The sequence below is a fragment of the Achromobacter sp. RT286_PF genome (assembly GCF_059760425.1).
On sequence record NZ_JCBAMR010000007.1, the window covers coordinates 119,288 to 132,198 of the forward strand.

At 63.5% G+C, this 12,911-nt stretch carries 11 protein-coding genes; 6 read left to right on the forward strand and 5 right to left on the reverse strand.

Translation table 11 applies throughout. The annotated features are described in order from the left end of the window. Positions 1–197: 197 nt before the first annotated feature. A complete protein-coding gene (locus AC6LJY_RS08765; RefSeq protein WP_485803142.1) occupies positions 198–1,817 on the forward strand; it encodes an EAL domain-containing protein in 1,620 nt (539 codons plus the stop codon). Between the two features lie 3 nt (positions 1,818–1,820). Here the strand turns inward: AC6LJY_RS08765 and kch are convergent, their stop codons facing one another. Both kch and AC6LJY_RS08775 read right to left on the reverse strand, forming a co-directional pair. After that, positions 1,821–3,032, reverse strand: coding sequence for a voltage-gated potassium channel protein (gene kch, locus AC6LJY_RS08770; RefSeq protein ID WP_046805117.1), 1,212 nt, complete (start codon positions 3,030–3,032; stop codon positions 1,821–1,823). 439 nt (positions 3,033–3,471) lie between these two features. Continuing rightward, a complete protein-coding gene (locus tag AC6LJY_RS08775) occupies positions 3,472–4,284 on the reverse strand; it encodes a winged helix-turn-helix domain-containing protein (RefSeq protein ID WP_120157006.1) in 813 nt (270 codons plus the stop codon). Positions 4,285–4,889: 605 nt separating this feature from the next. On the opposite strand from AC6LJY_RS08775, the gene AC6LJY_RS08780 reads away from it, so the two are divergent. Continuing rightward, positions 4,890–5,294, forward strand: coding sequence for a helix-turn-helix domain-containing protein (locus tag AC6LJY_RS08780; protein WP_319308433.1), 405 nt, complete (start codon positions 4,890–4,892; stop codon positions 5,292–5,294). On the opposite strand, the gene AC6LJY_RS08785 is transcribed toward AC6LJY_RS08780, so the two are convergent. Then, positions 5,275–6,441 (reverse strand): acyltransferase family protein, encoded by a 1,167-nt coding sequence (locus tag AC6LJY_RS08785; RefSeq protein WP_319308422.1) that lies wholly within the window; start codon positions 6,439–6,441, stop codon positions 5,275–5,277. The genes AC6LJY_RS08780 and AC6LJY_RS08785 overlap by 20 nt on opposite strands. Positions 6,442–6,746: 305 nt before the next feature. Here AC6LJY_RS08785 and AC6LJY_RS08790 point away from each other — a divergent pair, with 305 nt between their 5' ends. The 3 genes from AC6LJY_RS08790 (at position 6,747) to AC6LJY_RS08800 (ending at position 9,045) form a co-directional block, all read left to right on the forward strand. Beyond that, positions 6,747–7,277, forward strand: a complete 531-nt coding sequence (locus AC6LJY_RS08790; protein ID WP_046805114.1) for an META domain-containing protein — start codon at positions 6,747–6,749, stop codon at positions 7,275–7,277. 118 nt (positions 7,278–7,395) lie between these two features. Continuing rightward, positions 7,396–8,193 (forward strand): DUF4377 domain-containing protein, encoded by a 798-nt coding sequence (locus AC6LJY_RS08795; RefSeq protein WP_498135762.1) that lies wholly within the window; start codon positions 7,396–7,398, stop codon positions 8,191–8,193. 114 nt (positions 8,194–8,307) lie between these two features. Then, a complete protein-coding gene (locus AC6LJY_RS08800; protein ID WP_498135763.1) occupies positions 8,308–9,045 on the forward strand; it encodes a sulfurtransferase in 738 nt (245 codons plus the stop codon). Positions 9,046–9,120: 75 nt separating this feature from the next. On the opposite strand, the gene metG is transcribed toward AC6LJY_RS08800, so the two are convergent. Together metG and AC6LJY_RS08810 are read right to left on the reverse strand one after the other, a co-directional pair. Continuing rightward, positions 9,121–11,241, reverse strand: a complete 2,121-nt coding sequence (gene metG, locus AC6LJY_RS08805; RefSeq protein WP_498135783.1) for a methionine--tRNA ligase — start codon at positions 11,239–11,241, stop codon at positions 9,121–9,123. 202 nt (positions 11,242–11,443) lie between these two features. Continuing rightward, positions 11,444–11,719, reverse strand: a complete 276-nt coding sequence (locus AC6LJY_RS08810) for a hypothetical protein (protein ID WP_006221752.1) — start codon at positions 11,717–11,719, stop codon at positions 11,444–11,446. Between the two features lie 101 nt (positions 11,720–11,820). On the opposite strand from AC6LJY_RS08810, the gene apbC reads away from it, so the two are divergent. Next, positions 11,821–12,909 carry an iron-sulfur cluster carrier protein ApbC gene (gene apbC / locus AC6LJY_RS08815; RefSeq protein WP_120157003.1) on the forward strand — a complete coding sequence of 363 codons (1,089 nt, stop codon included), beginning with the start codon at positions 11,821–11,823 and terminating at the stop codon, positions 12,907–12,909. Positions 12,910–12,911: the final 2 nt, after the last annotated feature.

Sequence of the window (12,911 nt, forward strand, 5' to 3'; positions counted from 1 at the left end):
GCTGCGCCTAGCGCACGGCGTGGGTCAACAATAGCCCAGCGTCCCCCCGCAATGCCAGCCCGTGCGCGCCGCGCTTTTGTGCCTGCAAAGTAACTTGACGTTACCTCGGCCATGGTGTGTCATGCGTCGAAGCGGCACTTGGGCTGCACGGACTATTCAGCGAGGCAGTTGTGGCCACATCGGGAATAACGGTTCGCGTGCCGTCCTGGCGGTACCTGCCGGTGGCGCTGGCGTTGGTGCTACCCGCGCTGCTGTGCCTGGCGGGGACCTGGATCCACGCCAAAAAGCAGCAAAGGACCGAAGCCGAAGCCGCCGCGCAGATCGTGCGCGTGCAAATCGAGAACATGCTTGCGCAGGCGTGGCCGGTGCTGGATCAGGTGGCCGAGCTGACGCCGCAGCCCTGTGCCCAGGTGCTGCCGCAACTGCGTCGCTGGGGCACGCTCAACCCGTATTTCCGCGCCTTGGTGCTGGCCAACGATCGCCACATTTATTGTTCTTCGATCGTCGGCGAAGTCGATTCCGAATTGGGCGATTTCCGCAAATGGCCCATCGACGGCACGCCCGACCGCTGGCTGTTTTCGGTGGCGGGCACGCCGCTGGCGCCGGACCGCCCGGCAATTCTGCTAGGCAAGCCGGGCGCCCCGGGCTTTAGCGGCGCCGTCGCGCTGGACGGCCGCTACGTGCTGGACCTGCTGAACGCCGTGGGCACCTTGGGCGACTATCGCATTGAACTGATTGTGGGCAAGGGCGCGCCCATACACAGCGATTCCTGGAGCGACGACGACGCCGGCATCCAGCCTGTGTACGACGAAATCACGCGCAACAACGGGCGGGTCGCGTTGGCGATCAACGTGAGGGCGCCCACGGCAAGCATGATGCACGCCTGGAAGCAGCTGTTGCTGAGCTACCTGCCCGCCACCTTGTTGATTGGCGCGGGCCTGGCGTTTGCGGCGTATCGCCTGCAACTGAACCGCCTGTCATTCAAAGAGCAGTTGCGCCGCGCCATGCTGGCCAATGAATTCCAGGTGCATTACCAACCGGTGTATGGACAGCTGACCGGGCAGTGCGAAGGCGTGGAAGCGCTGATGCGATGGAACCGGCCCGGCGTGGGGTTCGTGCGGCCGGACATCTTCATTGCGGCCGCCGAAGCCGAGGGCATGATCATTGCCTTGACCCAGCACCTGCTGCGGCTGATCGAACGCGATTTGCAAACGTGGCGCACGCCGCCTGACTTTCACATCGGCGTGAACATCGCGCCCGAGCATCTGTCCAGCAACCTGCTGGTGCCCGACATGCAGGCGTTTCTGGCCAACGTGGCCGCGCGGCGGCCGCTGCTGGTGCTGGAAATTACCGAGCGCAGCCTGATTCAGGACAGCGGCCAGGCGCGCCGCAACATCGAGGCGTTGCGGGCGGCGGGCGTGCGTGTGGCGATCGACGATTTCGGCACGGGGCATTGTTCGCTGTCGTACCTGCAGAAGTTCCCGGTGGACTACCTGAAGATCGACAAGGGCTTTGTGCAGTCCATTTTGCCGACCGGTGAAGAGGCGCCGGTGCTGGACGTGATCATCACGTTGTCGCACCGGCTGAATCTGGCGGTGGTGGCCGAGGGCGTTGAAACGCAGGTTCAGTTTGACTACCTGACGGCGCGCGGCGTGGCGTTCATCCAGGGCTATTTGTTTGCGCGGCCGATGCCGTCGGCCGAATTCATCCCCTGGTACGCAAAGCACTCGCCGCCAGGCGCGGTGCCGCCATCGTCGGGTGGCACGACGACGGGCGCGCTGGCGCAAGCTACACCGCCGGGCGCGACGGCGGCGTAGCGATCAGGACGCCTTGGCCTGCGGTTCGGCCTTGGCGAAGAACAAGTCGGTGATGGCCTGGCCGTCCATCGGTTCGCCATTGATGGCACGCGCCAGCAACTCGGCGCCCAGCAGTTGCACCGAGAACACCAGGTCCGGATGCACGCGCCGGATCTTTTCCAGATGCTTGCTGGTGTTGACCAGCGCCACCGTCTTGGCGCCACCCTGCGCCGTGGCCTCTTTGGCGGCCAGCACGATGAACGCGTTTTCGGCGTCGTCGTCGCGCAGCGCCAGCACATAGCGCGCACGCGTCACGCCGGCGTTGTGCAACACGTCTACGCTGGACGGGTCGCCTTCGATCAAATCGGTGGCGGCGGGGTATTCGTGCGGCATGCCGGGCGGCACGATTACCGTGACCTCGTCGCCGCGCCGGCGCAATCCGGCGTAGACGCTAAGCGCCAGCGGCGTCGCGCCCGCGATGATGATGTGGTTTTTTCTCATGGCGGTTGAAAACTTGCCTTTGACCAGCCGTTTCAAGTTGCCGCCGATCACCGGGCCGGCGATGGCGCTGATGGACGTGGCGAACACGGTAATGCCCAGGATGATAATCGACGCGGTAAACAGCCTGGCGGTGGTGCTGTGCGGCGTGATGTCGCCATAGCCCACGGTCGACATCGACACGATGGAAAAGTAGAACGCGGTGCCCGCGTCCTTGACCGGCGGGTTGAATTCTTCGCCCAGGTAGAGGGTGCCGAAGACGGCGTAGATCAACAGGGACATCACGCTGACCAGCGCGAACAGCGAACCCGCCGTCACGCTTGCGCGGTCAAAGCGGCGCCAATACACCACCAGCGCAATCACCAGCACCATCGTGTAGATGCCCAGCCCCGCGCGGCCGCTATCGCCAAGAATCGCGAAGGTGCCGATGCCGATCAGCAGCACCAGCGAGAACGCCCAGGCGATGCGCGCCTTCAAGATCAGGCCGATGGCAATCACCTGTAGCCCCACACCCAGCACCAGGCGCGGGATTTCCAACAGGCCCACCACGCGCATCACTTCATGCCAATTGTCCAGCGCCAGCCAGAACGAATATTCGCGCGCGCGCACTTCGCGCAACACGGGGTGCATGAATGCGTAGCCGTCCAGCGCAACCAGGATGGCCAGGCACCAGTTGGGGGGAAACACCGCCAGCACTTTCTTGTGCAGGCGCATCAGCGACACAGAGGTTAGCGGCATTGGACCTGTCCTTTAGTCCGCATTTTAGGACGATGACTCAAAGGGCTCTGCTATATCAAATAGGTATAGAAGGCTATCAACAAAGAATTACTGGATTCGGGTGCCAAGTCATAAACTTCGTTCATCACGCGGCTATCCAAGTGGAAAACCGCTGATACGGGTGGAAGTCAGCCAGTAGTCGGGGCCGGCCAGCACCCAGGCGTTGATCACGTTGCAGCTTGTGCGCGGACTAGAGACCGCGCAGAAGTTCACGGTCGGACCGTGCGTGAGCAGTATGAGGCACGAATGTTGGAATCGCGTGATCCAGGTAGAAGGCATCAGTGCCGGCTGATGACTCCGGGTTCACGTGTTGTTTTAGCGCGGCGTCTTACCTCTCGGGGGCAGCGCCGCGTTTTTTTCGCCCGTTCAATTTGAACGCGCCATGGGCTTTGCGCCCAGATCAGTTTGCCGCGCCGGCGTCTTCGGTTTCGCGGCCCCATTCTTCCAGCCCGTCCTGCCGGCTGTCCTCCCCTGAAGCTCGATAGTCCGGGTCCAGCGCGATATCCGCCGCGAACATATAGCCCCAGCCGTGCACAGCCCGGATCGGCAATGTCATCTGGTTGGCCGTGGCCTTGCGCCGCAAGCGGCTGATCATGACGTCGACGAAGCGCCGGCGCGTGATGCCGCTGTCTGCATCGTCGGCCCCGTCGGCGTAGAACGCGTCACGGCTGATCTTGCGGTCTGGCGCCGTCACCAGCCGCGACAGAAAATCGCGTTCGCCAGTGGTCAGCCCCAGTGTGCGGCCGGCGGGGCTGATCAGTGTCCACCCCTTGTTGGCCAGGCGCCAGGTTTCCTGGGCCGGTTCTTCGGCGTGCGTGTCCGCCGAGGCTTCCATGCCGTCAAGCCCCACCGCACGGCGCACCAGCGCCTGCAACGCCGCGGCCAATTCCAGCCCCGTCACGTCGGGAGGCAGGCAGGCGTCCGCACCGCACAGCAGCGTGCGGATCCGGCTTTCGGCGTCGGCAAAGGCGGCGATGGCGACAATGCCCAGGCCCCGGTCAACCGCGCGCAAGCGTACGGCGGCGTTGTGGATATCGGAAAGCGGCGCGTCCAGCACGACCAGCGGACTGGGGCGGCGGGAATAGCGGTCGTAGACGTCGATCAGGTCATGGCAACGGCGTACGCAGAAACCCAGATGAGACAAGGCATCCACAAGCCTGGCGTGCTTGGCATCGTCATTGCCAAGGAAAATGACATCCAGCGTGTTATTCATTGATGCTTCCAATGAGCCGGCGCGGCACGGAGCGTCGCGCCATGACGAGACCGTCTGGCGGTGTTTTTTTGAATGTGGGCACGGGCTTCGGCCGGCTTCCTGTCTGATGCTGGCCACCGGCGGCGGGGACTATGCCGCCTTGAAGTCACGCCCGTGTTTCATTTAAACACGGGCGTGTTTTTTTGTGAAGATACGTTTCTGTAGTTTCCGATGGTAACCGTGGCGTGAGGGAACGGTAACGGAAAGCACTGCGCCGCCTCGGACTTTGCACCCTTGCCTCTGCGGGTTATTAAGTATTACCGATACATTATTTTCTATTTTGCATACGGTATTGCTCATAAACCCGGGCGGCTTTAACGTCGGGCTTGCGGGTTGCACCCCGGTGCGACTACCCTTTCCGCGCGCGCCGGATTATTAGGGTAAGTGGCTGGCCGGCTTGGGTTTTCGCAGGTGTGACCGGTTCGATAAAGCCGTGCCGCCGCGGCTCACGCGACACGCAAGCACGCGAATATTGCGATTTACGGATTAACCCTGAAATTGGGGTGCAATCCGTTTATTTGGCGCCAGTGTTGAGATGTTTTAATCAAATAAATAATTTCATATTAATGTCTCAGGTTGATCGATTGGACACGTTTAGCCATCGTCTGCGCAACGCAAGAATGCTTCAGGGATGGACTCAAAAGGACTTGGCGGTCGCAAGCAACCTGTCGCAAAGCGCTATCGGCAACTACGAAAGCGGGCAGCGCCAGCAGCCCTCCAGCGATGCGCTGATCAAATTGACCCGCGCTCTGCGGGTCAGCCCGATGTGGCTCAGTACCGGAGAAGGGCCGATGCTTAGCTCCGGCTATGCCGAGCCGACCGTGGCCAACGCCAATCCCGGCGACCTGCCGGCCCCACCGGCGTGGCCCTTCGAATCGGTGTCCTACGCCACCTATTCACGCTTGAGCTCGCAGGAAAAGCGGCAGATCGAACTCGTGCTTGCCGCCTACATCAAGGCACGCGGCGAATAGGCCCCATGGGTTGAGCCGGGCTGGGCGGCACCGCGCTTTGCGGCCGGCGATGCGGGTCCGGCGCGGGCATGAATTCGCCCGGCTGCGGCTTGCGGCGCAGGCGGCTGCGCAAGCGTTCCACGGGGTCCGCCACCAAGCCGTTCAATAGCGCCGAAAACCCGATGCAACCCGCGATCACCAAGGCCGAGAACAACATGGGCTGGTGCATTTCAACGTCGTTGAGCAACCAGCTGAAGAACAGGATCACCAGCGAATGACAGATATAGATCGGGTAGCTGAGTTCTCCGATGGCCTTGTCCAGGCGATGGCGCGACTGAAACAGGAATGCCAGCGGCAACAGCGCGGCAAACAGCAGCACCGCCAACCCATCACGCACCGTCGGATTGATGCCGATGGAAAAGTGCAGCAACGTGTAGATGAACAGCGCCACGGTGCCGGCTTCAGGCAGCCGGTGAAACCGGCGCGTCCAGGCCTTGAAACGCGGCAGCAGTACCTGGTGCGATAGCGAACCGATCAGGAACAACGCCAGTTCGGTGGGAAAGAACCGATAGGTCCACGGATCCGTCACGCCGACGCCGGTCACGATCAAGACGCCGCGCAGCGCCAACGATGCGGCCAGCAGGGCCAACAATCTGCGCGGCGATCCCAATACAAAAGGCGCGACCAGGTAGAAGCTCATTTCGACACCGAGCGTCCAGGCCTGCGGCACCAGCAGTCCCTGGTAGAGCGGCACTTCGCTATTGGCGAAGCTGCCCGTGAATGCCAGCGCCGAATGTTCAATGCCGAAGAACATCAACCAGTCCTGTCCGAAGATGAACAGGTTGGACAGCACCAGGAAAAGATCGGCCGAGAAGGGCAGGGCTGCATAGAAGCGGAAGAACGCGCCGCCGCTTAAAACATGCGCCAGCAGGGTCAGGCCCGCCACCGTTAGATAGATGGGGAACAGGCGCAGGAAACGATTGGCGTAGAACTTGCCTGTGGCGCCCTGGTAGTTGTCCGTGGCGGTCAGCACATATGAAATCAGAAAGCCCGAAATCACATAAAACAGTTGCACCGCCAGCCGCCCGCCGACAAGGTGATCGGCGTAGCCGCCGCCCAGGTGGTCCAGCACCACTGATAGCGCCAGTAGAGTTCTCAAGAAGCCCATCGCCGTGTCTCCCGGTAATCTTTTTATGGCCGGCCAAAAGCGGCCGACGCATGCGTCGTTCGTTACGTTGCGATCGGCTTGTTTGCCCTGTGCTGCCAGGGTGGCCAGATGCGTGGTCTGCACTGATTCTGCGCGTCGGACACAGGCGCCGCCATGCGGCATTCGATGCAGCACCCTGCATCTTCGGCGTGATGGAATCGAGCCATCGTGCTGCTTTTGGATACGGCTGTAGGGTTTAGAGAGCAGGACGTTACAGGCCTGTGCCGGTTACAGTCGGGGCTATGAAACCTTTAGGAGACCTATTCATGCCTACCCCTCTGTCTTCGCGTTGCCGGCTGCTGTGCCTGAGCCTGCTGACCCTGGCATTGGCGGGTTGCGCGGGGTCCACCGGAGGCGCGCGCCCGCAAGGCGCCGCCGCGGCCAATGCCGCCACCAGTGCAGATTCCCTGGCCCAGACAAGTTGGGAACTGGTGCGCTGGACCCAGACGGGCGGCGCCCAGCGCGACATCCCCCACGGTGACAATGGCGAGCCCGTGCAGCTGACCTTCCTGGCGCAAGGCAAGCAGTACCGCGTCAACGGCTTTTCCGGCTGCAACCGCTATATGGGGTCGTACAAGCTGCAAAGTGGCAAGTTGTTTATCGACGCCCCGGCCACCACGCGCATGGCTTGTGTGCCGCCCGAACGCGCCAAGCTTGAAGCCGACTACCTGCGCGGCCTGACCGCCATCGACACCTTCACGTTGGACAGCGGTGGCGCCCCCCGGCACCTGACGTTCAACTTGCGCGGCGGCGACGTGCTGGAATTTGAACGCCGTCAGGACCCGCCCACGCCGTAAGCCCTTGGCAGCGCGATAATGTCGCCTTTCCGCGCCCGGCATCGCGCCGTGGCGCGGTCCGACTTGCTGACGTGCTGACGTGCTGACGTGCTGACGTGTTTACGTGCGGAGACCGCCCATGCCCTTTACCGCTACCCTGCGCTGCCTGGCGCCATGCGCGCTAGCCGTTGCCCTGGCCGCCTGCGCCGGCCCGTCCCATCGCGCCGCCGATGGGCAAGACCGCCGCTTCCAACCCGCGTCCGCCTCCGACATCCTGGCCCAGACCAGCTGGGACCTGGCGCGCTGGACCTTGCCGGGCGGCGGCTTGCGGACGATTCCGCATCCCTCGTCCAATTCGCGTCCCCTGACTGTCAGCTTCGTCCATGTGCAAGGTGCGCCGCGGGTATCGGGCTTTGCGGGTTGCAACCAATACAACGCGCCCTATACCGTGGCTAACGGCCAACTGGTCGTGCAAGCGAATCCGGTCGCCACGATGATGGCGTGCGCGCCGCAGAACATGCAGCTTGAGCAGGACTTCCTGGCCGGGCTGACGCGCATCACCGCGACGTCGCTGGACAACACCAACAACCCGCAGCGCATGACGTGGGTGCTTGCCAGCGGCGATACGCTGGACTTTGGGCGCCGCGTGGACCCGGTGGCGGGCGGGCAAGCCGGGCCGACCAAGCTGGTCTATGTGAATGCCGAGCGCGTGCCCTGCAACGGGGGCGCCGGTCGCGCGCTGTGCTATCAGGTGCGCGACAGCGCCTCGCAGCCGTGGCAGTACTGGTATGGCGACATCACGGGCTTTCAGTTTCAGCCGGGCATCCGTTACCGGCTGCGCGTGGTTGAAGTGACCGACCCGAACCCGCCGCCGGGCGCTTCAACTGTGCGCTGGGTGTTGGACGCGGTGATCGAGCAGGAAATCGTCAGCCGTTGATACGGATCAAGCCGGGCGCTGGGCGGCGTGGCCTGCCCGGCGCTCGCGCCTGCGGGGCGATCCGCCCAGCGTTTACTATTACGGGCTTCGCCCACCGCTTTGCATTGCTTTGCCATGACTGCCGTCGTCAATATCGCCGCCTACAAATTCGTTTCGCTGGATCTCCTGCCCGACCTGCGCGCCCACCTGTTGACCGTGGCTGGCGACTGCGGGCTCAAGGGCACCATCCTGCTGGCCGAAGAAGGCATCAACCTGTTCCTGGCGGGTTCCGCCCAGGGCATCGACACCTTCCTGCAAACGCTGCGCGCCGATGCGCGCTTTGCAGACCTGGAAGTGAAATTCAGCCATAGCGAAGGCGTGCCGTTTCGCAAGCTGCTGGTCAAGATCAAGCGCGAAATCATTCGCATGGACCACCCCACCATCCGCCCTGAAGCGGGCCGTGCGCCGGGGGTGGACGCCAAGACGCTGGCGCGCTGGCTTGAGCAGGGCGCCGACGATGCCGGCCGCCCTGTCGTCATGCTGGACACGCGCAACGCCTTTGAAGTCGATGAAGGCACGTTCAAGAACGCCATCGATTGGCGCATCGAACGCTTCACGCAGTTTCCGGCCGCCGTACAGGCGCACCGCGCCGAACTGGAAGGCAAGACGGTGGTCAGCTTCTGCACGGGCGGCATCCGCTGCGAAAAAGCCGCCATTTACATGAACGAGGCGGGCATTCCCAACGTGTATCAGCTGGACGGCGGCATCCTGAAGTATTTCGAGGAAACCGGCGGCGTGGGGTATGACGGCAAATGCTTCGTCTTCGACGAACGCCATTCGCTGGACCCGGAGCTGGCGCCCACCCAGCCGTAGCCCTGGCCCGGGCCGTCTGCCAAAGAAAAGCCCGCCATTACCGGCGGGCTTTTTTGCGTCAGACGGATGCGCCGATCAACGCACGCGCATGCCGGGCTTGGCGCCGGGGAAGGGCTCCAGCACATAGATGCCGGCGTCCACGGCTTCGTCCGCGTGGCTGGCGGCCAGCACCATGCCTTCGGACACGCCAAACTTCATCTTGCGCGGCGCCAGGTTGGCCACCATGACGGTCAGCTTGCCGATCAGGTCTTCGGGCTTGTAGGCCGACTTGATGCCCGAGAACACGTTGCGGTGGCGGCCTTCGCCCACGTCCAGCGTCAGGCGCAGCAGCTTGGTCGAGCCTTCGACGTGTTCGCAGTTGACGATCTGCGCAATGCGCAGATCCACGCGGGCGAAATCGTCGATGGAAATGGTTTCGGCAACGGGCTCGCCGCCGGGCACAACGACGGGGGCGGCGGGCGGTTCGAACAGGTCTTCCAGCATCTGGGGGTCCACGCGTTGCATCAGGTGCTTGAACGGTGCCACGCGCTGCGGCAGCACGGCGGCATCGGCCCAGGTGAACGGCGCTTGGGCACCGAACAATTCCAGCGCGACGCGCTCGGCCAGCGACGGCAGCACCGGCGCCAGCATCACTGACAACGCCTTGAAGCCGGCCAGCGAACGCGAGCAGATGTCTTGCAACGCGGCCTTTTGCGCGTCGTCGGCGGTGGCCAGGCCCTTGGCCAGCACCCACGGCTGCGCGGTGTCGAACGCCTGGTTGATGCGGTCGGCGTAAGCCATGATCTCGCGAATGGCGCGGTTGTATTCGCGTGCCTCGAAAGCGGCGCGGATCGACTCGGCCTGTTCGGCATATTCGGCCGACAGCGCGGCGGTGTCGCCGGAATAGCCCAGCACGCCGTCAAAGTGCTTGGTGATGAAGCTGGCGGCGCGGCTGGCGATGTTGACGTATTTGCCGACCAGGTCGCTATTGACGCGCGCGATGAAATCTTCGGGGTTGAAGTCCACGTCCTCGACGCGGGCGTTCAGCTTGGCGGCGATGTAATAGCGCATCCATTCCGCGTTCATGCCCAGTTCCAAATAGCGCAGCGGCGAAATGCCGGTGCCGCGGCTCTTGGACATTTTTTCACCGCTGACGGTGATGAAACCGTGCACATTGACCGCGTCCGGCGTCTTGCGCCCGGCGAATTTCAGCATGGCGGGCCAGAACAGCGCGTGGAAATACACGATGTCCTTGCCAATGAAGTGCACTTGTTCGGTGGTGCCGTTGGGGGCGAGCAGGGCGTCGAAGTCCAGGCCCTTGACCGCGCAGTACGACTTCAGCGACGCCAGATAGCCCACCGGTGCGTCCAGCCACACGTAGAAGTACTTGCCCGGCGCGTCGGGGATTTCAATGCCGAAGTAGGGGGCATCGCGCGAGATGTCCCAGTCGCCCAGCTTGGCCTCGCCGTCTTCGGCGCCCAGCCATTCACGCGTCTTGGCCAGCATTTCCGGCTGCAAGTGCTTGCCCCCGTTGGCGTTGGACCCGGTGGTCCATTGCTGCAGGAATTCCACGCAGCGGGGATCGGACAACTTGAAGAAAAAGTGGTCGGACGATTTCAGCACCGGCGTCGCGCCGGTCAGCGCCGAATACGGGTTGATGAGTTCGGTGGGCGCGTACACGGCGCCGCACACTTCGCAGGAATCGCCGTATTGGTCCTTGGCGTGGCACTTGGGGCATTCGCCCTTGATGTAGCGGTCGGCCAGGAACATGCCCTTGACCGGGTCGTAGAACTGTTCGATGGAGCGCGTTTCGATCAGGTTCTGCTCGCGCAGCGCGCGGTAGATGTCATGCGACAGCGCGACGTTTTCCGCCGAATCGGTGGAATGCCAGTGGTCGAAACGGATGTGGAAGCCGTTCAGGTACTGCGGGCGTTCAGCGGCATAGCGGGCCACCAGCGCCTGCGGCGTGATGCCCTCTTTTTCGGCCTTCAACATGATCGGCGCGCCGTGCGCGTCGTCGGCACCCACGAAATGCACCGTGTGGCCCGCCATTCGCATCGAACGCACCCAGATATCAGCCTGGATGTATTCCATGATGTGGCCGATGTGGAAGGATCCGTTGGCGTAGGGCAGCGCTGTGGTGACAAATAGGGTGCGAGACATGGTTGTCGACAGAGGGGGAGGGAAAAAGGGTTTGGCGGGCCATTTTAGGACAATGGCGTGGACTTGCCCCGGCGCGGCCCGATAACGACGCAACCCGCCGATCGCGCGGGCGCGATTCGGGCGGGTTGGAATGGGTGGCGGCCGGCAGTCGGTGGCGGTACCCGGCGCGGGCAGGCCGGGCGGTCGTACCGGGCGACGGCAAAGGCAACGGCAAGCTTGCGCCGCACGCGGCGCAAGCGTTTACGTCATGCCGACGTTAGCGGACTTCGCGAGCTTCGACGTCGATCACATCGCCGCGCGGTTGCGTGGCGAAGGGGGCGGTGGCGGTCTGGAAGGGTCCCGGTCGGGCGCCTTGGCGCTGGCTCCAGTAGGCGCGGACGCCGAAAGGTTTGCCGCGCACCTTGGCGACCACGTAAAGGATCGCCACGGCAAGCGCCGTGGACAGCATGAAGACCAGCGCCATCGCCATACCGATCAAGGCCAGGGCGGCGAAAAGGACGGCACGGAAGAAGCGGATAAGTGTGTTGGTCATGAAGGTCGGATGCAAAACGCAGCGAAAGGTTCCCGCGTATCCGCTATCCTTTAGGGGATGGCGGCCCGCAGAAGCCGCGCTGCCTACGGAACCATAGTGACATGAGTATAACGATAGAAAACATCCGCGCCGCTTTGCGCGCGGCGCGCGACCCCAACACGGGTTTGGACCTGGGCGTTTCTGTAAAAGATCGTGACATCGACCTGACAGGCGGCCGCGTGGCCGTCACCCTGGAATTGGGTTATCCCGCCGACGGCGTGCGGGAACAGGTGGCCGCCGTGGCGGCCGCGGCGCTGGCCCAGGCCGGCGTTCCCGACGCCCGCATCAACATCACCTGGAAGGTTGCGGCCCACGCGGTGCAGAAGGGCTTGAAGCCGCTGCCCAACGTGCGCAACATCATTGCCGTTGCGTCGGGCAAGGGCGGCGTGGGCAAGAGCACCACCGCCGTGAACCTGGCGCTGGCCTTGTCGGCCGAGGGCGCCAAGGTCGGCGTGCTGGACGCCGACATCTATGGCCCCAGCGTGCCCACGATGCTGGGCATTTCCGGCCGCCCGGAAAGCCTGGACAACAAAAGCATGGAACCCCTGACGGGCCACGGCTTGCAGGCCAATTCCATCGGCTTCCTGATCGACGCCGATTCCCCCGCCATCTGGCGCGGCCCGATGGTGACGCAGGCGCTGGAACAGTTGCTGCGCCAGACCAATTGGCGCGACCTGGATTACCTGATCGTCGACATGCCTCCCGGCACGGGCGATGTGGCGTTGACGCTGGCGCAGAAGGTGCCGGTGGTGGGCGCCGTCATCGTGACCACGCCGCAGGACATTGCGCTGCTGGACGCCCGCAAGGGCTTGCGCATGTTCCAGAAGGTTGAAGTGCCGATTCTGGGCGTGGTCGAAAACATGGCCATTCACATCTGCTCGCAGTGCGGTCATGCCGAACACATTTTTGGTGAAGGCGGCGGCCAGCGCATGGCCGAGCAGTATCAAACGCCCTGGCTGGGCAGCCTGCCGCTGACGCTTGCCATCCGCGAACAAACGGACGCCGGCAAGCCCACCGTGGTGTCGGATGCCGGTAGCGAAGCTGCCGGGCTTTATCGTGCCATTGCCCGCAAGCTGGCCGCCGGGGTGGCCGCGCTACCGCGTGATATGGCCGGAAAATTCCCGTCTATTGTCGTCCAGCAGCCGACCTGACA